We start from the raw sequence: 21951 nt of genomic DNA, 5'->3' as shown, positions 1-21951 counted from the left end.
TCCAATCCTTGAAATAATCATCCGGCTTTGGTCGATTCACTTGAATACACCTTTTCTATATATTTTGTTGATTGATAAAGGTACGAATTGTCTCGCCGCCGCCGCACGCCCAGATGCTGCACAGCAACGAGGGCGCCATTATCCCGGCATCACTGCTGCTGCGCAACCGCCGTATATACTCAGCAATTGGTAGAATGGAACCGCCTATCATTTTGTGATGACGAGGCATATAGCCACTTCGATTCCTGCGCATTCATCGCTACAATGCCCGCACTTTTGCGCCATAGAGAATTTTGACTCGATATGTTTTCACCCCTCGAGCCGCCACACTACAGCCCTCAGTCGTCCATTTGGGGCAACTTGTCACCTAGCGCCGCCGCCCTGACGTTCTATCACGCCGTGCGTCGTAATAAAGGCGCACACCTGGTAGTCACCACTGACAACCGCTCCGCCCTTCAATTTGAGCAAGAACTGCGCAGCTACGCCCAGGGTGACAGCCAGTGCCCCGAGATTATCCACTTCCCAGACTGGGAAACGCTGCCCTACGATCACTTCTCACCCCACGCAGACATCATCTCGGATCGACTGGAGGCGCTTTTTAAGCTATCAGCGGCCAACAGCTTTATTTTGGTAGTGCCGTTTTCTCTGTTAATGGTGCGCTTGCCGCCCCGAGGGTATGTGGACGCTCACAGTCTGATACTGGCCAAAGACCATCGACTAGACATTGAGTCTGTCTGCGTGCGGTTAGATAGCGCTGGATATCACCGGGTGGACACGGTCATGGAGCATGGCGAATACGCCGTGCGCGGTGCATTGGTGGATATTTTCGCTATGGGCTCTAATACGCCCTATCGAATTGATCTCTTCGATGACGAAATTGAAACCATTCGGACTTTCAACCCCAGCACTCAAATCACCATCGACAACATCAACGAAATTAAGCTGTTGCCGGCCCACGAGTTCCCACTGGATGATCAAGGCATCAAACGATTCCGCGACCAGTGGCATTCGCAATTCGATGTCGACCACAAAAGCTGCCCTATTTACCAAGATGTTTGCGAAGGCATTTCTCCACCGGGTATCGAGTACTACCTACCGCTATTTTTTGAGCAACTTGAAACGCTGTTTGATTACATCGGCGAAGGCGCGCAGATTTATAGCTATGGTGACCTGCCCAATGCTGGAGAGTCATTTTGGTCCGAGATAACCGCCCGTTTTGAGAATCTTAATGTCGACCCCAAACGGCCTCTACTAGCACCGAACAAAATTTATCTCGCCTCAGATCAAGTGTTCGCCCTGTTAAAGCAGGTTGAGCATACCAAGATGCGGCCAGAGACCGACTCCGGGGTGGCAGCACAGGTGCAACCACTGCCCAACCTCACCGCCGATCAGCACTCTAATAAACCCCTGGCCAACCTCCACACCTTTTTGAGCCAATCCGATGCCACTGTTCTCATTTGTGCCGATACCCAAGGCCGACAAGAAATCCTGTTAGAGCAATTGAATAAAGGAAGGAACAAAGTTGCTGCTGTAGCGAACTACAATGCGATTTTTGAACATCCTGGGGAACAACTGATCACCGTTTGCCCAATCGAAAAAGGATTTCAGCTCACAGCCGGTGATGGCCACACCATCGCTTTAGTGGGCGAAGCCGATCTTTACGGCACCCGGGCAACGCCTTTGCGGCGGCGCAAAAAGCAGATTGATGCCACAGAACAGGTGATCAAGCATTTAACCGAGTTGTCTTTGGATTCACCGGTGGTGCATCTCGAGCACGGCGTTGGCCGATATCGAGGCTTACAAATCATCGATATCGATGGCCAAGCTAACGAATTTCTAACCCTTGAATACGCTGATCAAGCGAAACTGTACGTCCCAGTGGCCAATCTGCACATGATCAGCCGCTACGGTGGCGCCGACGAGCAACAGGCCCCGCTGCACAAACTGGGGACCGATGCATGGAGCAAAGCCAAGCAAAAAGCGGCGGAGAAAGTCCGCGATGTGGCCGCCGAACTGTTGAATGTTTACGCCCTGCGGGCCGCCAAGAAAGGCAAGGCCTTCGACTACTCAAAAGAGCTGTACCAACAATTCGCCAAGAGCTTTCCTTACCAGGAAACCGAAGATCAACAATCTGCCATAGATGCCGTTATTGCGGATATGGGTTCAGCGCAACCCATGGACCGACTGGTGTGTGGGGATGTGGGTTTTGGTAAAACCGAAGTTGCCATCCGAGCGGCGTTTATTGCTGCCATTGCCGGCAAGCAGGTTGCTTTGATGGTACCCACCACCCTACTCGCCCAACAGCATTACGATAATTTCACCGACCGCTTTGCCCAGTGGCCAGTAAAAGTAGGCTTGCTGTCTCGCTTCCAAAGTACCAGCCAAATCAACGCCACTTTAGCCGAACTCAAAGACGGCAAAGTAGACATTATTATTGGTACTCATAAGCTGATCCAGGGCGACGTAAAGTACAACGATCTAGGCCTAGTCATTATCGATGAAGAGCATCGCTTTGGCGTGCGCCAGAAAGAACGCTTTAAATCGCTGCGAGCGGAAATCGATGTGCTGGCACTAACCGCCACACCCATCCCGCGCACACTCAATATGTCCATGCAGGGCGTGCGCGATCTATCCATTATCGCCACTGCGCCGGCCAAGCGCTTAGCCGTAAAGACCTTTGTACAAGAGAAGCAATCGAGCTTAGTTAAAGAAGCCGTGCTACGCGAAATTTTGCGCGGCGGCCAGGTGTACTACCTGCATAATGATGTCAAAAGCATCGACAAAACCGCGGCCGATTTACAGGTGTTGGTGCCCGAGGCACGAGTCGGCATTGGCCACGGCCAAATGCGTGAGCGTGAACTGGAAGGCGTGATGAACGACTTCTATCACAAGCGATTCAATGTATTGGTAGCCACAACCATTATCGAAACGGGGTTAGACATACCCAACGCCAACACCATTATCATCGAGCGAGCTGACAAGTTTGGCTTGGCTCAGTTGCACCAGCTACGCGGCCGAGTGGGACGTTCCCACCACCAAGCCTACGCCTATCTACTCACCCCGCCAGAGAAAAAACTCAGCTCCGATGCCAGCAAACGTTTGGAAGCCATCAGTGTCGCCACGGAGCTGGGCTCTGGCTTTACTCTAGCCACACACGATCTGGAAATACGTGGCGCCGGCGAGCTACTGGGCGAAGAACAAAGCGGACAAATACAGCACGTTGGCTTCTCGCTTTACATGGACATGCTAGACAGAGCCGTCAAAGCCATTAAATCTGGCAAGCTGGCAGAAGCCAAACTCGAAAACGACGAGCAAACCGATATTAACCTGCGTATCTCCGCCTTAATACCAGACGACTATTTACCGGATGTTAATCAGCGCCTGTTACTGTACAAGCGCTTGGCCAATACCACCAATGAACAGGAGATATTCGACCTGCAGGTGGAAATCATCGACCGTTTTGGCAGCCTACCGGAGCCAACCAAAAACCTTATCCGAGTGACCAATCTGCGCTTAAAAGCCGAACAACTGGGCATCGGTAAGATTGAAGCCAACAACGAACAGATTAAAATTGAATTTCAGAAAGAAACCAGCATAGACCCAATGAAAATTGTAAATCTGGTGCAAAAACAGCCCCAGCGCTACGCTTTAGACGGCGCCAACAAGCTAAAATACCGCGTTGAAATGTCCGATGCCCACGCTAAATTGGAACAGGCTGAGCAGTTAATGCAAACCTTGCAGAGTAAATAAAATGACGCGATCCCACCACAACCACGTACGAAAAGCACGATTTGTAAAATCATTGGTTGGCTTGGCCATCGCATCCATGGCTCAAGCCAGCCTAGCACAGAGCGATGCCGATAGCGGCGAGCAAACCCCTTGGTACCAGATTGAATTGATCGTTTTTTCCCAAACGCTCAATGAGGTCGACGCCCAAGAAAGCTGGCCAAGTGACATCGTACTGGCCTACCCACTGGGCACTACCACACTGCAGCCCTCCCCAAAGGAAGGCGCCGAAACCAGCGACGAACTTGAATCGCAAGCCCCGGTTGAGTCACCAACAAACCAGCCAAAGGAATACGTTGGCACGCAACCAGAGGCGCTAGACCAGGCATCGATTGATGGCGGCGTGCCAAGTAGCGAACCTGTCACAACCGAGCCATTTACTGAGCTTTCCAGTGATCAGCACAGCCTAAACACACTGGTCGAAACCCTGGAGCGCAACAGCAAATATCGCGTTTTAAAACACGTTGCTTGGCGACAACCAGCCTATGACAGTGAGGATACTAGACCAGTAGTGATGGTTGGTGGTGATGCATTTGAAGATCACCACGAGCTGGAGGGTACGGTAGCGCTGAAGGTTTCTAGGTACCTGCATTTACAAACTAATTTATGGATGACGCAGTTCTACCCCAACTACGGCCAGCAAAGCGGCTACACCAAGTGGCCAGCCTTGCCCGACGTGCCTGGGAGCGAAATTGGTGTTGAAGGCACTCCAGAAGCACTGGAATATTCTTCCGAGGGGTGGCTAACAGACACATCCAGCGCAAACACCTCCACCAGCCAGTTCGGATTGGACAGCAACTTCTCCAGTAGCGAGATAAAAGGTCCCGCGTACATCATTGATAACATTATTTTCAACCATCAATCCCGCAAGCTTAGAACCGACGAGCTGCACTATATTGATCACCCCGCAATGGGCATCATCGCCAAAGTCACCGAGTGGGATCCTACCGCCAGCAACACCGAAGAGATGCCGGGGCCAGCGTTGAACGACGGCAATTAATCGAGCAAAAGCGTCAAAGGCCAGCGCAGTGACTAACCGGAAAACCAATAGGGACAGTTGGCCAAGGCCACTCAATAACAGCACGCATCTGGTTGATATCAACTTTTCGCACTACAAAACTGGCTAGTCCGGGAAACTCAAAGGAGGAAACAAAGAGTTGAAAGGAGCTGAGAGACTTTTGGGATTGATAGCCGTAGTTATTTGAAGCCTAAGTTCAGCCGCCTAAAGCCATGACCTTAAAGGCCGCTCTTACGCATACTCAACATGCCAAGCGACTCAGCATGCCAACTACTTGTACACCTACCTAGTGCAGGCCACCAGAGCTTAGCGAGCGTTACCCCAACCGAGGCCGTATGACTCTTTGGACAATACGCAACACCATCGGCAATCGCTAAGCTGTTAGCCTTTAGAACGAGGAATCCAGCACGCGCTCTGACGCTGCATACGCTACCCAAACTTCAAAAACCAGCGCAGTAACTACAAGGGCACTCGCTTCGTTAAGAGCCAGCGACTAAGCGATTAATTGAACCAAACGAGAAAAATACCACCCGCCCCACCAGAAGCGGGTGCTCATTTTTAATTTGTGGCCACACTCACCACGTTGTCGGCCTGCAAACCTTTATCTCCTTTCAAAAGATCAAACTCCACCAGTTGACCTTCATTCAGAGATTTATAACCGCTGCCGGTGATGTTGCGATAGTGTACAAACACATCATCACCCGCCTCAGATAAAGTAATAAAGCCGTAGCCTCTTGCATTGTTGAACCACTTAACAGTCCCGCGATCTCTAGTTGCCATTATTTTACACCCCGTTATTAGTATTAAAGAAAACAACCAAAGCAATGTAATACTCAGATCATTCCCTACCTGGTCACACCAAGTTCGTTATTCGCAAAGCGGAATTGCGACGCCAAAAGCCAAACAAATGAACCCGGAGGGTGTTGCTCGAGACTGGAGAATTTTAAAAGAAATCGAATTAAAGTATTAAAACCACCAAACCATTCGAAATAACAGGACTGTAAAGTAACCACTATTTTGAATCTGAACAACGTTTGCAGGAGCCCTCAGAGATTGATTGACTGATGAGTAAAAACATTATTGCTTTACACTAATTTAGACAACCTAAATGTGGTTTTAGGTACCAGCTTTTTTAATCGTAGGTGAAATTATTTTCGCATATCGCGTAAGTCATCATAAATTTAACAGTAGTTTTTTATTTATTATTACGAATTTCACTGATTGATCACAAAATAACTTTCCCATTGCCAATTCAACTACCGCCACCTTAACCGGTAAAGTCATTACCCCACAAAGCGAAACGGCAACCCTGAGGTTGCCGCCAAAAAGAGCCGCAAAAGAAAATCGTTATTAAGAATCTTCCACCGCGTATATTGCCGGTAGGTTTCTAAAAAAGCCTTTGTAGTCCATGCCACAACCAAATATAAACTTGTCTGGCACCTCGAGCCCTACATAATCTCCAAACTCCGGAGCCACACATCGGTCGTGATTTTTTTTCACCAACAAAGCTGCCTTTACCGAGGCCGCGCCCTCGGCACGGCAAAATTCAACCAACGATTGCAGCGTTATCCCTTCATCCAAAATATCATCAACCAAAATCACATCCCTGCCCTTTAAGCTCGATTTAGGCTCCGCAATCCAATTTAACTTTCGTCCAACCACTTCGTCGCCGTAGCGAGTCGCGTGAATGTAATCCATTTGTAGCGGCATTGTTAATTTACTAACGAGTTTAGCCGTAGCAATCAACCCACCGTTCATTACACAAAGAACAAGTGGTGTTTTTTCGCTGTAGTCGTCATTTAAACGCGCAGCTAATTTTGTAATGGACGCATCGACTTGTTGTTCCGATAACAACACAGAAGATTTTTTAAAGATCGCCATTGCATCGTCATAGGCAGTTATTTTTTTATTCACTTTGAGCAGACTCCTTTGACAGTTTAGACAGCTCTGGCAAGCTATTTATATGTATAGTGGATGTTGGGAAGGCAATTTCTGCCCCATTACTTTCAATAATCGACATTACTTTAAATAGCACATCTTGCTTAACTTGGTGGTAAGTCACCCAGTGGGTTGTTTTTGTCAAGACATAAATAAAAAAGTCGAGGGAGCTAGGCGCAAAACTGTTGAAGTTCACAATTTGAACCAAGTCATGGTCAATTGCTTCATGCTCTGCCAACATCGCTTTCACTTGTTCAACGATCTGCGGCAGTTTTTTCGCATCTTGATAACGCACACCAATAGTTTCGTAAATACGACGATTTGTCATTCGCGATGGATTTTCAACAGAAATCTGGGTGAAAATTGCGTTGGGTACGTATAAAGGACGCTTATCAAAGGTACGAATCACGGTTAAACGCCAGCCGATAGACTCCACGGTACCCTCTATTTCTTTATCCGGAGAGCGCACCCAATCGCCCACTTTAAAAGGCCGATCAAGATGAATCATGATCGCGCCAAAAAAATTGGATAACAGGTCTTTCGCTGCAAAGCCTACCGCAATACCACCGATACCACCGAAGGCCAGCACACCGGATACGCTGTAGCCAAGAGACTGCATAATGATCAACACACAGGAAACGATGACCGAAATGCGCAGTAACTTGCTCACTGCTGCAGCCGTAGTTTCATCCACCGAAGCCTTGTTGCTTTGGCCTGCTACCAGAATAGTTTCCGCCTGTTTGATAAACCGCACCAAAAACCAAGCCAGCAAAAGGATCAGACCAAGTTCGCGCACCAGGGGTACGATTTCCAGTAAATAGGAAGCGTCCTGTTCTGGATAGGGTTGCGTGGCAAACGCTAAGCCCACCAACAAAATAGCAATGTTGATAGGGGCCATGGCGGCGGTGATAAAACCATCGTCCCACAGGTTCCGAGTGATATTTGTCTTTTTCAGAAGATGCTTAAGAATCAACCGCACAATAAATGCAACGGTAAAAGTGATTAACGTGATGACAAAGGTCTGCATCATCCAATGATCAAAATACGCTTTTAAAAACTCCATCGAAACGATCCTATTTACTGTGGCGCTTTAGGCGCACAATCATCGATCTGCGCAACCTGTTCAACGAGAGCCAAGGCCGATTGAAGGCGAGCACTTTCTTGCTCTGAAAGAGTAGCACTTGATTTGTTTATCATGGCCAGCTTTGCTTGATAGGCCACCTGAGACATTTGGGTTGTAGCAAGCTTATCCAAAACCTCCACAGCCCCCTCTCGGTTATTACACACCAAAAGCAGATCGCAACCGGCGGAAAGCGCAGACTGGGCACGCTCATAATAGCTACCGCCGGATTGTGCCGCTGCCATACTTAAATCGTCGCTAAAAATTAGCCCGGCAAAACCCAACTGCTGACGAAGAATATCCTGCAACCAAACCGACGAAAAACCAACCGCATTGTCGTGGACTTCCGGAAAAACAATGTGCGCCGGCATAACGGCTTGCAAATGCGAGCGACACAGATGGGTGAAGGGAACGAGATCATCACTAGCGATAACATCAAAAGGACGCGAATCTATGGGTAATTCGTAATGGCTGTCCGCGGCAACCTTACCGTGGCCTGGGAAGTGTTTACCGACGGCAGCCATACCCGCCTCTTTGAAGCCGTCGCAAAATGCGGCACCAAGCTGGGCCACCATTGAGCCGCTGTTGCCAAACGAACGATCGCCGATGGCTGCACAGTGACTGGAGTCTAGGTCCAATACTGGAGCAAAGCTCAAATCAACACCCAAGGCGTTAATTTGCCTTGCCAATAACCAGGCCACCTCTTTGACGGTTGATATTGCCACGGCAGGATCTGAGCGATACAAAAGCCCCAACTTTGCCATAGGGGGAATACGAGCGACGCCTTGTTTTAAGCGCTGAACCCTACCCCCTTCCTGATCCATACAGATCAAGAGATCCGACCGCAACGATCTGAGCTGGGCGCAGAGCTGCCGAACTTGATTGGCATCGACAATATTGCGGCTAAACAGGATCACCCCGGCAGTCGCCGGGTGCAATAGTACCCGACGGTCTTCCGCGGTCAGCTCTGTGCCGGCAAAGTCGACGATGGCCGGCCCACTTATGACAGGTGTTTGTTGTGACATGCTGCTAACTCGACGCCTTTTACAAAGCCGGCAACACTATGATGCCAGTGAATAGGTGTCAACCCAAAGCCGGCCTTGCTCAATCCGTCAGGTTCCTCCTATCGCCCTGTTACCGATATAGCCTGTGACTCAAACCGATTTAACTCGAGTGCTCCGCACAAAGCTGCCTCCATCGAGGATCTTATTAGGCCCCTAAAACGGACCAATTTTGTGATTGTTAACACATATTAAACTATCGACGAGCAAAAAACTGTTTGTACATACAGTAAAACTAGGGTATAAATCACTGTATAAATCAACAGATGGCTACCTACCCCGCATCGCTGTGCGATCAGCTATTAGCATTGAGCAAGAAGCCAACGGCGCATTGGGGTCTTTACAGGGGTTGTGTTGTAAGTGGTGTTGTAAGTGGTGTTGTAAGTGGTGTTATAGGAGGTTTTGCCTGGGTACCTAAGGTGGAACCGGCACTGCCAACTGGCAAGGTACCAATAGCAGTAACAACTCGCTGTAAGACAACGCAGTAATAAATAGCAAGTAAAACAACAACGAACCAAACCAAGTGGACCTACACATGGAAAAATTAACGGCTCGGCAAGAACAGATCTTTAATCTGATTAAGTCTCACCTAGAGGAAACCGGCTATCCGCCTACTCGAGCGGAAATCGCTGAGATTTTGGGGTTTCGTTCGCCTAACGCAGCTGAAGAACACCTAAGAGCATTGGCACGCAAAGGCGCCATTGAAATGATCCCCGGGGCATCTCGGGGAATACGCATTCCCGAGCCGGAAAACAGCGGTTTACCGATTGTGGGGCTGGTTGCTGCCGGCCACCCTATTCTGGCTCAGGAAAACATCGACACCTTTATGGATGTTGACCCTGCCATGTTCTCACCCAACGCAGATTACCTGCTCAAAGTGCGCGGCATGAGCATGAAAGACGTCGGTATTATGGAGGGCGATTTATTGGCCGTGCACAAAACCACCCAAGTTCGATCCGGCCAAATCATTGTCGCCAGAATAGAAGACGAAGTTACCGTTAAACGATTAAGACGTGGAAAGAATCGTAATCACATCGAGCTGTTACCCGAAAACGACGAGTTCGACATCATCAACGTAGATCTACGCGAAGAGAGCTTCTCAATTGAAGGTTTAAGCGTGGGCGTTATTCGCTTGGGAGTGTAATCATGGCCGCTACATTACCGCTAGATTTTGAAGTAACAACACCATTGGCAGCAACACCATCTGTTGCCAAGGGCGTTCCTGCCAGTAATTCTGATCACATCACGGAATTGCTCGTATCAAAGTACTGCCCAGACTATCTGCAACTGTTGTTGCCCATGCTAAGCCACCAATCTCGTATTGCTGGCTCACGCTGGATAACCTGGATTGCCAACTCCAAGCTCGATAAACAATTGTTGGAGAGCTTCGGTGTTGATACACAAAAGGTCCGCTTTGTGTATCCACGGGATACCGACGTAATCTTTGACCTAGTTGAAGAAGCCCTAGTTGCTGGCAACAGCCACTGTGTTGTTGCCGTTAACGAAAACTTTTTAGCTGAACAAATGCATCTCTTAAACAGTGCTGCCAAGTTTGGTAACGCGATGGGAATTCTGGTTTCGCACCGAGACTAACCCCACTCTTAGATAACGCGCCCTATGGCGAGCTGTCTGCGAGAATTGGTTGTTGTGGAGGTGCGGCCGGCGAGGTGTGGCCGGCGAGGTGTGGCCGGCGAGGTGTGGCCGGCGAGGTGCGGCCGGCGAGGTGTGGCCGGCGAGGTGTGGCCGGCGAGGTGTGGCCGGCGAGGTGTGGCCGGCGAGACGTATTTTACGGGAAAAGCGATTTGTAGCCAGTATGAAGAGGCAAATTGCTACATCGACTTTGTAAGCAATTGCCAGATCCGGTGCTTTAGGCCAAGGTGTTTAGACCCGAAGCTTTAAACACGACACCTTAAGCTCAGTAGGTTAAACCCGGCTCCTTGTATTTAGACCTAGCACCGCTATAAGAGGCCGTAAACCGAGCATCTCAACTCCAGGACCTCAGGCTATTCTCTATAAACCGGCCTTTAAATCAGCCCGAACATTAAGCGTAAAACAGGCCTTAAAAAAGGCGCTTGGATAAAAACAGACTGTTAGGGTCTTGCTTGTAATTTGCAAACGGTGGGCACTCGGCAAAACCCATTTTGCCGTAAAGGGCCTGCGCCGGTTTAAAGAACGGCATACTCCCGGTTTCTAAACTCAAACACTGATAACCCCGCATTTCAGCTTGCTCAATCACAAACGCCACCAAGGCTTTGGCGATGCCCCGATTTCTAAAAGATTCCGCCACTCGCATGGATTTGATTTCGCCCTCCAAAGCGGGTGGGCAACTCTTGCCAGCATGCAAGCGTGGCAGTTCTTTTAATGCAATACAGCCAACTATCTGTCTATCACCTGCTGCATCCCTCTTGCCGCCATCACTTCCTTTGCCAGCATCAGTTTTGGCGCTTATAGAGTACGCCGTCCAAAAAGTGATTTCCGGAGCCCGCAGCCCTTCTATATCCAACGCATGTTTGGATTCAGGCGGTGAAACAGCCCGCATATCGTCTATATGCTGTTGTAAAAAATTGGCAATTGCTTCCCCACGTAAATCGTCTTTTTCAATGCAGATATCCGCAGGATTCATAGCTGCCAGGGCCTGTAGTATTAGGTTTATGCTACCTGAGTTAATATTATTTGAGTTTACGTGATTAGTTTCGTGCTATTGGGGTTCATGCTACTAGGGTTTGTGCGACTGGGTCTGTACTATTAAGATTTGGGCCGTTTGATTTCCTGATAAATACGATAACAGCGAACGAACTGGCTGCGCAAACAAATGGGCCCTAGCCATCGCGTCTAGTCATCGCGTAATGGTACTGGCGCCCAGAGCAGGCTAGCTTGGTGTATTGTTGCGTAGATGGGTGGCGGTTTTTCACCGCTTTTAATTTAGGCGGATCTCTCTGGTGATTAAAACAGAGGTTACAAAGTTAAAACTCGTGGTAGTTTTCTCTGTGGCGTTGCACCATTTCATAGCAAGCTTGGTAAAATTGTTGGCATTGCTGCTGTGATAAAAAATACTTTCCACTGCCAACCTGCTCTGGCGACACTGGGGTAACACCCGCCCCAGATTCTTTGGCAATTAATACCATGCCAGAAGGCTCACTTACCGTCGGGCTGGCTGCTGAGCGAGCTTGGCCCTCTTCAGCGTCTTCAGCTTGCAATGCAATCGGGTGTGTTTTAAGAGCATCGTAAGCCGTTATGAGCCGCTGTAACCAGCTACCCTGGGTCCGTGCTAGGCTCGCCAACTCAACCAGCTGTGGGATTACACTGCCCTCTTGGCTAAATTGCTCTAAATCCGCAATGCTGGCTGGTAAAGAACCGCCTGCGCCGACACTGACGCTACCAACCTGCTGGTTAACTTCTTGTAGGTAATTATTCAGCGCACAGCCTAGCAACTCCACAACGGAATAATACCCGGCAAGCACCGCCGTTTTGTTTGCGCTTGGCTCTTGATCTAACAACGCCTTGGCCAACGCTAAGCGCTGGTTAACCACACTGGTATAAGAAATAGACACGGCAGGCCTCAATTACACAGTGAAAAAGGGCCAACACCTTCCTGCGGAATGGTCTGGCCCTTGGTCAGCGGCGGCGCCGCTGTACCATCCTTAAAATTACTTTTTGGCTTTCTTTTTAGCCTTAGCCGGTGCTTTTTTGGGGGCGGGTTTGGTAACGTTCCACTTGCCGCCCTCATAAAATGCCTTCCAACCAGTTGCCTTACCATCAACTTCAGTTTGCACGTACTGTTCTTTGGTTTTACGACTGTAGCGCACCAAGGTTCGGTTGCCATCATCGTCGGTTACCGGCGCAGACATTAAAAAGCCGTATTTGGGGTCTATCTCACTTTTGTGAGGTAACAACTCATCAATGTAAGGTGCCCTGGTCTCCCGGTTTTTGGGGAATTGGCTAGCGGCCAAGAACAAACCAGATGCACCGTCTCGCAATACGTAGACATCATCCACTTTTTGGCAAGCCAGCTCCGGCATAGGTACCGGGTCCATCTTCGGTGGTGCGGCCTCACCGTTACGAAGCAACTTACGGGTATTGGAGCAAGATTCACTGGTGCAGCCGAAATATTTTCCGAAACGGCCGGTTTTAAGCTGCATCTCAGCGCCGCATTTATCACATTCCAATACCGGGCCATCATAACCCTTGATCTTAAACTGCCCTTTTTCGATCTCGTAGCCAGAGCAATCTGGGTTGCGCCCACAAATGTGAATTTTGTGACCTTCATCCAGCAGATAGCTGTCCATGGCGGTGTTACATAAAGAACAGCGACGTTTAGCGCGAAGCAACTTGGACTCGGCTTCTTCGTCTTTGTCGACATCCACCGCCTCGTCGCCTGGTATCAGGTTCTTTGTACTTTTGCAGCGCTCTTTGGGCGGTAAGGCATAACCGGAACACCCCAGGAATACACCGGTACTGGCGGTGCGAATTTGCATGTCACGACCACAGGTTTCGCAGGGAATGTCAGTATCCGTAGGCGAATTGGCGCGCATACCATTGTCGACATCTTGGGCTTCGGATAATCGCTTGGAAAAGTCTTCGTAGAAGTCATCCAACACCGCTGACCAACTCTTATCGCCGTCAGCCACCTGGTCCAAAGACTGTTCCATCTTGGCGGTAAAGCCGTAGTCCATCAGCTCGTTAAAGCTTTCCTGCAAACGCTCGGTGACGATATCACCCATCTTCTCGGCGTAGAAACGACGATTCTCTAAGCGTACATAGCCGCGATCTTGAATGGTGGAGATAATCGCCGCGTAGGTTGAAGGACGGCCGATACCCCGCTTTTCTAACTCTTTGACCAAACTGGCTTCACTGAATCGAGCAGGGGGTTTGGTGAAGTGCTGCACTGGGTCGAGGGCAGTTAGATCCAGCTTATCGCCAACTTTTACCTCCGGCAAAACCTGATCTTCTTCTTTTTTACTAACCAGCGGCTGCACTTTCAAAAAACCATCAAAGCGAATCACACGGCCACGGGTTCGAAGCTCGTAGCCCTCGGTTTCAACAACCACGGTGGTACTGGTGAACTGAGCAGGTGGCATTTGACAGGCCACGAACTGTTGCCAAATTAGGGCGTACAGGCGCTCGGCGTCACGCTCCATACCCTTAAGCTGTGTGGGCTGAACATTCACATTGGAGGGTCGAATCGCTTCGTGCGCCTCTTGCGCTCCCTCCTTGCTAGAGTAAAAATTGGGGTTTTCCGGCAGGTATTTATCACCGTACTTGTCAACGATAAAGTCGCGGCAGGCGGCGATGGCCTCTTGGCTTAAATTGGTCGAATCGGTACGCATATAGGTGATGTAACCCGCTTCGTACAAGCGCTGCGCCATGGTCATTGTTTTCTTTACAGAAAACCCTAAGCGATTACTGGCAGCCTGCTGCAGAGTAGATGTGATATAAGGCGCAGAAGGCTTGGATTGAGTCGGCTTGTCTTCACGGTTGGTTATGACATAGTCCGCACCCTGCAGGGCATTTACCGCCTTATCGGAGCCTTCTTGGTTTTCTGGGCGATAGGATTTATCAAGGTATTTTTTAACTTCGAAACGCAGCTGATCTTTGCCCTGGCTGACCAGATCGGCGTGCAGCGTCCAGTATTCCTCGGGAATGAATGCCCGAATTTCATTCTCTCGCTCTACAATGAGCTTCACCGCAACGGACTGCACTCGCCCTGCGGACAAGCCACGAGCAACCTTTTCCCACAACAGCGGCGAAACCATATAGCCAACGATTCGGTCCAGAAACCGACGCGATTGCTGAGCGTTGACGCGGTTCATGTCCACAGGGCCAGGCGATTTAAACGCTTCTTGGATTGCGGACTTAGTGATCTCGTTGAATACCACGCGCTTGTAGCGATCGGTGTCGCCACCAATCGCCTCACGCAGGTGCCAGGCAATGGCCTCCCCCTCTCTATCCAAATCCGTTGCGAGGTAGATGGTGTCGGCATCAGTGGCCAAGGATTTCAGCTCAGAGACGACCTTTTCTTTGCCGGGTAGAATCTCGTAGTTGGCTTTCCAGCCATGTTCTGGGTCAATACCCATCTTTTTGATGAGCGCAGTTTTGGCTTTTTTCTGCTTGTGAATGACCTTTTCTTCGGCTGACAGCTTACGTGTAATTGCCGCTTGGCGAGCGCGTTCTTTTGGATCCACCGCACTGGACTGGCCACCTTTACTCGGCAAATCTCGAATGTGGCCGACACTGGATTTGACCACAAAGTCCTTTCCTAGGTACTTGTTGATGGTCTTGGCCTTGGCCGGTGATTCTACAATTACTAACGATTTTCCCATGCTTTAGGTTCGCCCTGAGTCACTGGTTGATTTTTGCTCTATGCGGCTTTCTGTATAGTTAGGGCCGCATATATAAGTCCTGATTGATCGGCGGTCAAGCCATTCTGTTCCACGCCCTGATGAAAGAAAGGCTCAGATAGGGACAAAATTTCGCTCCAAATGGCCTTCAAATGACACGCCTAAAACCGATTTGGCGCCTTAAATAACACACATACAAAATTTCCGACGACATTAAAAAATCTGCGCTCCAGGCCGAAAACCTAATGTACCTTCAGCTAATCGGTTGCCCCCCAAACCATGACTTCAATGTTAGCAGTGCTGCTCTTTGTCGCCATTTGTATCGCCTCATTGTGCGTGGTGAGCTGGGCAAATCACCTTGAAGCAAAGCGCCGAATGATAAAAAGCCAATTGCGCGTGCTCAAATCACAATATGAAGAATTACAACAGGTTATCGCCGCTGTGGACCAAACCGTAGAGCCTCGAGCGGTCACAAGGTTCCTCAACCAAGCTGGATTAGACCTAGCCAAGTCCATGCAAGAGCTGGCACCGGAGGACGGCTATGTGCTCGCCGCCGTTGCCAATACTGAAGAACTGCAAAGAGAGTTGCAGAATGAAGTAATAGAAGGCCGAGTTTATCGCATACGCGAATCTGACTCACAAATTGCGTTAACCCAAAGTCAATTGGACAAAGCCGCTACTGTGCTCACCCAACAGCACTCCACCGGCGCTATCAGCCCGGAAGAGCTCAACACCTACAAAAGACACCTAATGTGGGCCCATCTGATGCTGCCAACGCTGTCCTACGTTGCCCAGGGGCACCAGGCCATAAGCCGCAGCGAATATTTACCAGCAAAAGCGTTTTATCAAAAGGCCAAGGTAGCAGTGAACAACTCTAACCACCCGGACCCCCGCCGAGCTCAAATGGTGACCGAACTGACCGAGATCATTGAGCGCCAGCGACGTTCTCTATCTAAGGAAATCATGGTTGAAACCAACTTCAACCCTCCGCCCCTGGTCGAGTCAGACAACACGGTCGATGACCAGACCGAGGGTACGCAATCCAGCTCTAAAAGCGCCTCTAATAAAAAGAAGAAAGAAAGCGTCAGCAAAAAAGCCCCCTAGCCGCATATCGGCCCAATCGTACACTAGGCCAATCGAATGCCGGGCCAACCTCAGTATCTTGAATCAACCAGAAACGCTGGCTCGTAAAGCCAGTAAAAACTCAGCCACCGCGGTTAAATCCTCTGAACGATCCTCACTCCAATCCACAAACGCACCCAAACCATCAAAACCCATGGCATACACCCCTGCCGGTAAATTAGCACTTTGCAGAAACTGTTCGGTGGAGGGGCGTACCTGATCTTGGTCGGAATACAGTTGCCAACAGCCTGCGACGTGTAATTCGTGTTGATAGTCTTTTTTTACCAGCAATAGTTTATCGTGGTGCCGATCATCTGCCGCCCAGGGTAAGCTATAACGCATGGCTCCTGTAGGCCGTTTACCCGCCTTGCTAGGCCAACCGCCGGTGCTTACGGTAAGCCCCTGGTTAGCCGCCTGCTGCCGCAGTTTTGCCAGCCTGCGCTGCCTCCCCGAAGGCTGCATGAGCATCACAGGCCCCACAGCCATAGCGATCACCAGCACAATGATTAGAATAGTCCAGCCACTTTGCATACTTTTGCACCAAATCAAACGCGGTTTATTAATTTGCGCTAGTTTACTCGCAGAGACTTTGGGTTACTATTGAACCCATAACAAAGGGGGTAAATTATGAGCACCTATCAACACATCATCGTAGGTTTAGATCTTTCCGAAGAATCAAAACAGATACTGGAAAAAGCGCACTTCCTGGCAACCGCAGCAAACGCCAAATTATCCATCGCGCATATTATTGAGCCACTGGTTTTCACCTATGGTGGCGATATACCCATGGATATCTCTTCCGTACAAGAGCAAATAGAAACCCAAGCAACGACTGACCTCGCCAAAATAGGCCAGGAATTCGGTGTGGCACCAGAGAATCAATACATCGTCATTGGCCAACCCGCCAATGAACTGCAAACCATCGCCGCAGAACACAATGGCGATCTAATCGTGGTGGGCAGCCACGGTAGGCACGGGCTGTCCCTGCTGCTGGGCAGCACTTCCAACTCCGTGCTGCACGGCACCCATTGCGATGTACTGGCCGTGCGCGTAACCAGCTAACGGTGCCAGTAAAGGGATTAAATAGGACCGCAGAGGCCTGCTGACACTGATTCGGAGCCTCTGTTGAGTCAGGAATTAGCCCAATCTAGGCGCGAACCGCGAAGTTTGGTGGGTCCAAATAAGTGGCGAGCAACAACGAGTGGGCTATCTCCTGTCTCAACCCGTAGGGCTGGGGCTGCGCACCCAGCCCGTTTACCGCTCTACGTTGATGCCAATCTATGCAGGCTCACTACATTTCACTCTTAGCGCTTAGTTGAACGGGAATTTGGTCGGGGCGCGTAGCTCGGGGCGCGTAGCTCGGGGCGCGCAGCTCGGGGCTAGGGGCGCGTAGCCTCCAGCAGTGGCGCCAAGTTGGTATTAACCGGCCCTAACCTTCTGCCATGGCCTCAAGCTCCATCCAGCGCTCCATGGCTTCTTCGAGCTGTTGCTGCGCTTGGCTCAGTTGAGCTAGGGTTGCGCTTACTTTGTCGTGCTCTTCTTGGTAAAACTCCGGTGCAGCCATTTCGGCCTCTAGCTCAGTAATGCTGGCTTCCAAGGCTTCTATTTGGCCGGGCAGCTGCTCCAACTCACGCTGTAGTTTATAGCTCAGTTTTTTTGCTTTTTTGGTGACGCTCTCCGGTTGTGCTTTTGGCAGCGTGGTGGTCTCTGCTTGACGGGTGTCGGTCTTCGCTTTTGCCGAGGGCACCGCCGGCCGCTGGCGCAGCCAGTCGTGATACCCTCCCACATATTCCGCCACGAGGCCATTACCTTCAAAGGCAATGGTGCTGGTTACCACGTTATCCAAAAATTGACGATCGTGGCTCACCAACAGTAACGTACCCTGGTAGCCCGCCAAAACTTCCTCGAGCAGTTCCAGAGTTTCAACGTCCAGGTCATTGGTGGGTTCATCCAGTACCAGTAGATTACAAGGCTTGCTAAACAGTTTGGCCAGCAACACCCGGTTGCGTTCACCACCGGACAGCGCCTTTAGCGGAGTCCTGGCCCGGGCCCCGGTGAACAAAAAGTCACCCAAATAAGAAATTACGTGGCGTTGCTGGCCATCAATCTCAATAAATTCCCGTCCCTCGGCGACGTTATCTACCGGTGTTTCGTCAAGGTTCAGCTGGCCGCGCATCTGATCGAAATAGGCGATATCCAGGTTGGTACCAATGCGCACCTCACCCTGCTGGGGTTGCAGTTGGCCAAGGATAATTTTCAGCAAGGTACTTTTGCCGATACCGTTGGGGCCGATAAAACCGACCCGGTCGCCGCGCAAGATGGTGGCACTAAAATCATGAATCAGAGGAACATCGCCAAAGCCGTGTTGAATGTGACTCAGCTCGGCCACCAATTTGCCGGAATTAGAACCGCTTTGAATATTCAAGTTGGCATTGCCCTGTCGCTCTACCCGTTCCTGGCGCTGCACCCGCATGGCCTTCAGCGCGCGCACCCGCCCTTCGTTACGCGTTCTACGTGCCTTAATTCCCTGGCGAATCCAGCCCTCCTCCTCCGCCAGGCGCTTATCAAACAGCGCGTTATGCCTGGCTTCCTCGGCCAGCTTAGCTTCTTTAAACTCTAGGAAACCATCTAGGTTGCCGGCAAACTTGGTGATATGGCCGCGGTCCAGCTCGGCAATGGTGTTAGCAACCGAGTTGAGAAAGGTCCGATCGTGGGTAATCAGTAACACTGCCCCGCGAAAATCCAACAGCTGCTCCTCGAGCCATTGAATGGTTTCCACGTCTAAATGGTTAGTGGGCTCATCTAAAAGCAGCAAATCCGGGTCGCAAACCAAGGCCCTGGCTAGCGCAACGCGACGCCGCCAACCGCCGGAGAGCTCCCCCATTTTGCGCTCGCCATCCAACGCTAGCCGCTCCATGATTGCCTCGATCCTCTGTTCGATAAGCCAGCCGTCTTGGGCTTCAATCTCCTGCTGCAACACCGCCAATCTGTTCATTTCAGCGTCGGTTGTCACAGACTTTGCTAAAGTTACATAGTGTTGAATGGTTTCACCCAGCGTACCTAGGCCCAAAGCGACGGATTGGTAAACCGTTAGCTCGTCGGCATCAGGCAGGTCTTGCTCCAGGCGAGCAATCTTGAGGCCCGGCTTACGCCAGACGGAGCCATCATCCAGCTCGACGTCGCCCGCCAGTATTTTTAACAAACTGGATTTACCGGCACCATTGCGGCCAATAAGGCAAACCCTGTCGTCGCTGGTGATTTCCAACGACTGTTTCTCCAACAATATGGTGGAACCATAATTTAGGCTGCCATTATCTAGCTTTATCAACAACATACAGTTTAATTTCTACAAATTACTTTAATTAACAGCTACACTTGTTGGGTCGCTGTGCGTTCGAAAGGCAAGAAAGATACTGGAAAGTTCGCTCGCTTGCGAAGCAAAATGCCCCCGTAGCAGGGAATCAATACCTCGCAAGGCTTGCAGTTATTACGATGGAGACCCCAATGTCCCGCTCAACGGCTTTTAAGAACACTTGCAAACGCAGCCTAAGATGGTGCTTTAGCGCGACCAGTTTAACGTTGCTTGCCCTAAACGCCGCTAGTGCTCAAGTAGCACTTAGCGACCACAAACAGCTAGCCGAACAGCGCGAACTCTACCAAAAGGTTCGCCAACAAATTGATGCCCGACAGATCACACTGCAGCAGGTTCCCTACGATGAACTGGGCGATTACCCTCTAATTCCTTATCTTAAATTTCAAGACCTTAACGCGCGCCTAAAGCAACTGCCTTATAAAGCTGTAGAGGCGTTTTTAGACGACTACGAAGGCACCTGGCTAGCCAATCGCTTGCTTTCCAACTGGTTGGAGACTTTGGCGGCGAAACAGAATTGGCACGATTTTCAGAGCTATTATCACCCAGAAATAGGTGGTACAGACCTCAAATGTCTATATCTCAGCGCCAAAAAACGTAATGGCGACCCCGACGCCCTGGCAGAGGTGGCGGAGATATGGAACCAAGGCAAATCACAACCAAAACGCTGTGACGACCTGTTCGCCGAATGGCTAGACAGTGACTATTTCTCCACCGATATCGCTTGGTCGCGTTACGTCAAAGCGGTGCAAAACCGAAAGTTAGCGCTGGCCAAGTTCGTGCGCAAAAAACTGAGCCCAGAACAACACGGCATGGCCGATTCCCTGCTGCAGCTGTACTACAACTCAGAAAGAATCAGCCGCTTCCACAATATGGACAAATCAAAACTTGGTTTTGAAGATCTTGTTCATTACGGCATTAAGCGCTATTCCCGCAAAGATTCCGTGGCGGCCCTAGCCGAGTGGGAAAAATACGACTCCGCTAGCCTGCTGGATGCCAAACAGCGCAACGCCACTGTTGAATACTTGGCATTTCAACTCATTTTGGACGGCCACACAGACCAAGCCAACCGGCTGTTGGATCGCAATAAATTAGTCAGTGACCGAGTACTACAACGACAGATACGAGACGCCCTCAAAGCGAAAAACTGGGTCCAAGTTAGCCAGTTGATTACTCGGTTGCCAGATCAGGAGCAAGCCTCACCCCGCTGGCGCTACTGGTCCATTCGCACGCTTTATGAGCTAGGCACCATGACCCCAGCAGAAGCCGCACAAGGATACCAAGAACTGGCCAAAGAGCGAGACTTCTATGGTTTCCTCAGCGCAGAACGCACTAAGCAGCCCTATTCAATGGCCCACAAAGCCGTTTCTACCACTTACCAAGAAATGCAACAGGTGGAAAACATCCCGGCCATTCAACGCTCCAGAGAGCTGTTTAAACTGGGCTACCTAAACCAGGCTCGCATGGAGTGGCGTTACGGCATTCGCAACCTAGACCAAGCGCAATTGCTGGCCGCGGGCAAATTGGCCAACGACTGGGGCTGGCACCGCAAATCCATTGAGTCGCTCAGCCACGCTAAATATTGGGACGATATCAACCTGCGCTTTCCTCTGCTTTACGACCAAGAAATCGCCAGCGCTGCTCAGGCATCGCGTGTGGCCCCGCAATATTTACTGGCTATCGCTCGCCAGGAAAGCGCTTTTGCACCAGACGCCAGATCACCGGCAGGTGCCATGGGCCTGATGCAACTTATGCCCGGCACCGCCTCGCAAACCGCCCGCAGCCTGGGCCTAAAATACAGAAAATCTGACCTCTACAAACCGCAGAAAAATCTGCTACTGGGTGGAACTTACCTAAGCCAAATGTTGGAGCGATTTAACGGTAACCGCATACTGGCCACGGCGGCCTATAACGCCGGGCCGCATCGGGTGGACAAATGGCTGAATCCGGCCGGCCAAGAGGTCGATTACGATATCTGGATTGAAACCATTCCCTACAAAGAAACCCGGGGCTACGTGCAAAACGTGTTGGCGTACTCGGTGATCTACAGCCACCGACTGGGCATTAAAACCGAGTTATTAAAAGCCAAAGAAAAGAGTCAACCGTTGTAATATTGCCGCTACTACCATCGTGAAGCCAGTCGACTGCTGGCTTTGCGCCACTGGTTTTATGAGTGGTTTTTACAAGTGGTTTTTATA

The 21951-nt window shown here is 50.3% G+C and carries 16 protein-coding genes; 7 read left to right on the top strand and 9 right to left on the bottom strand.

All coding sequences use genetic code 11. The annotated features are described in order from the left end of the window. Nucleotides 1-303 precede the first annotated feature (303 nt). Both mfd and ACGHM3_RS10930 read left to right on the top strand, forming a co-directional pair. Entirely contained in the window at nt 304-3750 is a 3447-nt protein-coding gene (gene mfd, locus ACGHM3_RS10935) for a transcription-repair coupling factor (RefSeq protein ID WP_345416541.1), read from the top strand. Between the two features lies 1 nt (nt 3751). Further along, a complete protein-coding gene (locus tag ACGHM3_RS10930; protein WP_345416544.1) occupies nt 3752-4786 on the top strand; it encodes a CsiV family protein in 1035 nt (344 codons plus the stop codon). A gap of 576 nt (nt 4787-5362) precedes the next feature. On the opposite strand, the gene ACGHM3_RS10925 is transcribed toward ACGHM3_RS10930, so the two are convergent. The 4 genes from ACGHM3_RS10925 to nagZ all read right to left on the bottom strand — a co-directional run bounded on the left by ACGHM3_RS10925 (nt 5363) and on the right by nagZ (nt 8887). Next, nucleotides 5363-5584 (bottom strand): cold shock domain-containing protein, encoded by a 222-nt coding sequence (locus ACGHM3_RS10925; RefSeq protein WP_345416547.1) that lies wholly within the window; start codon nt 5582-5584, stop codon nt 5363-5365. A 570-nt stretch (nt 5585-6154) separates the two neighbouring features. After that, the gene (locus tag ACGHM3_RS10920) at nt 6155-6718 is read right to left on the bottom strand and encodes a hypoxanthine-guanine phosphoribosyltransferase (RefSeq protein WP_345416549.1); all 564 of its coding nucleotides are present in this window, start codon (nt 6716-6718) and stop codon (nt 6155-6157) included. Further along, entirely contained in the window at nt 6711-7805 is a 1095-nt protein-coding gene (locus tag ACGHM3_RS10915) for a mechanosensitive ion channel family protein (protein ID WP_345416552.1), read from the bottom strand. Before ACGHM3_RS10915 ends, ACGHM3_RS10920 begins: the two co-directional genes overlap by 8 nt. A 14-nt stretch (nt 7806-7819) precedes the next feature. Beyond that, nucleotides 7820-8887 (bottom strand): beta-N-acetylhexosaminidase, encoded by a 1068-nt coding sequence (gene nagZ / locus ACGHM3_RS10910; RefSeq protein WP_345416555.1) that lies wholly within the window; start codon nt 8885-8887, stop codon nt 7820-7822. Between the two features lie 571 nt (nt 8888-9458). Here nagZ and lexA point away from each other — a divergent pair. Together lexA and ACGHM3_RS10900 are read left to right on the top strand one after the other, a co-directional pair. Next, on the top strand, nt 9459-10067 hold the full coding sequence (gene lexA, locus ACGHM3_RS10905) for a transcriptional repressor LexA (RefSeq protein ID WP_345416558.1): 609 nt from the start codon (nt 9459-9461) through the stop codon (nt 10065-10067). A gap of 2 nt (nt 10068-10069) precedes the next feature. Further along, the gene (locus ACGHM3_RS10900; protein WP_345416561.1) at nt 10070-10516 is read left to right on the top strand and encodes a SulA-like leucine-rich domain-containing protein; all 447 of its coding nucleotides are present in this window, start codon (nt 10070-10072) and stop codon (nt 10514-10516) included. Between the two features lie 466 nt (nt 10517-10982). Here the strand turns inward: ACGHM3_RS10900 and ACGHM3_RS10895 are convergent, their stop codons facing one another. The 3 genes from ACGHM3_RS10895 to topA form a co-directional block, all read right to left on the bottom strand. Then, nucleotides 10983-11546: a GNAT family N-acetyltransferase gene (locus tag ACGHM3_RS10895; RefSeq protein WP_345416564.1), complete on the bottom strand. Its 564-nt coding sequence runs from the start codon at nt 11544-11546 to the stop codon at nt 10983-10985. Nucleotides 11547-11886: 340 nt separating this feature from the next. Further along, nucleotides 11887-12474: a hypothetical protein gene (locus ACGHM3_RS10890; RefSeq protein WP_345416567.1), complete on the bottom strand. Its 588-nt coding sequence runs from the start codon at nt 12472-12474 to the stop codon at nt 11887-11889. A 96-nt stretch (nt 12475-12570) separates the two neighbouring features. Beyond that, nucleotides 12571-15243 carry a type I DNA topoisomerase gene (topA, locus tag ACGHM3_RS10885; protein WP_345416570.1) on the bottom strand — a complete coding sequence of 891 codons (2673 nt, stop codon included), beginning with the start codon at nt 15241-15243 and terminating at the stop codon, nt 12571-12573. A 393-nt stretch (nt 15244-15636) separates the two neighbouring features. Here topA and ACGHM3_RS10880 point away from each other — a divergent pair, with 393 nt between their 5' ends. Next, on the top strand, nt 15637-16365 hold the full coding sequence (locus ACGHM3_RS10880; RefSeq protein WP_345416573.1) for a hypothetical protein: 729 nt from the start codon (nt 15637-15639) through the stop codon (nt 16363-16365). Between the two features lie 63 nt (nt 16366-16428). On the opposite strand, the gene ACGHM3_RS10875 is transcribed toward ACGHM3_RS10880, so the two are convergent. After that, nucleotides 16429-16914, bottom strand: a complete 486-nt coding sequence (locus ACGHM3_RS10875; RefSeq protein ID WP_345416575.1) for a hypothetical protein — start codon at nt 16912-16914, stop codon at nt 16429-16431. Nucleotides 16915-17010: 96 nt separating this feature from the next. Here ACGHM3_RS10875 and ACGHM3_RS10870 point away from each other — a divergent pair, with 96 nt between their 5' ends. Continuing rightward, a complete protein-coding gene (locus ACGHM3_RS10870; protein WP_345416577.1) occupies nt 17011-17445 on the top strand; it encodes a universal stress protein in 435 nt (144 codons plus the stop codon). A 367-nt stretch (nt 17446-17812) separates the two neighbouring features. On the opposite strand, the gene abc-f is transcribed toward ACGHM3_RS10870, so the two are convergent. Beyond that, nucleotides 17813-19717: a ribosomal protection-like ABC-F family protein gene (abc-f, locus tag ACGHM3_RS10865; protein ID WP_345416580.1), complete on the bottom strand. Its 1905-nt coding sequence runs from the start codon at nt 19715-19717 to the stop codon at nt 17813-17815. Nucleotides 19718-19887: 170 nt separating this feature from the next. Between abc-f and ACGHM3_RS10860 the strand changes: the two genes are divergently transcribed. Further along, nucleotides 19888-21864, top strand: a complete 1977-nt coding sequence (locus tag ACGHM3_RS10860; protein WP_345416583.1) for a transglycosylase SLT domain-containing protein — start codon at nt 19888-19890, stop codon at nt 21862-21864. The last annotated feature ends 87 nt before the right edge of the window (nt 21865-21951 follow it).

Origin of the sequence: Halioxenophilus aromaticivorans, assembly GCF_042850945.1 — a bacterium.
Classification (GTDB): domain Bacteria; phylum Pseudomonadota; class Gammaproteobacteria; order Pseudomonadales; family Cellvibrionaceae; genus Halioxenophilus; species Halioxenophilus aromaticivorans.
Note: the sequence above shows the minus strand (reverse complement) of the source record. Positions and strands in the feature narration are given on the sequence as shown.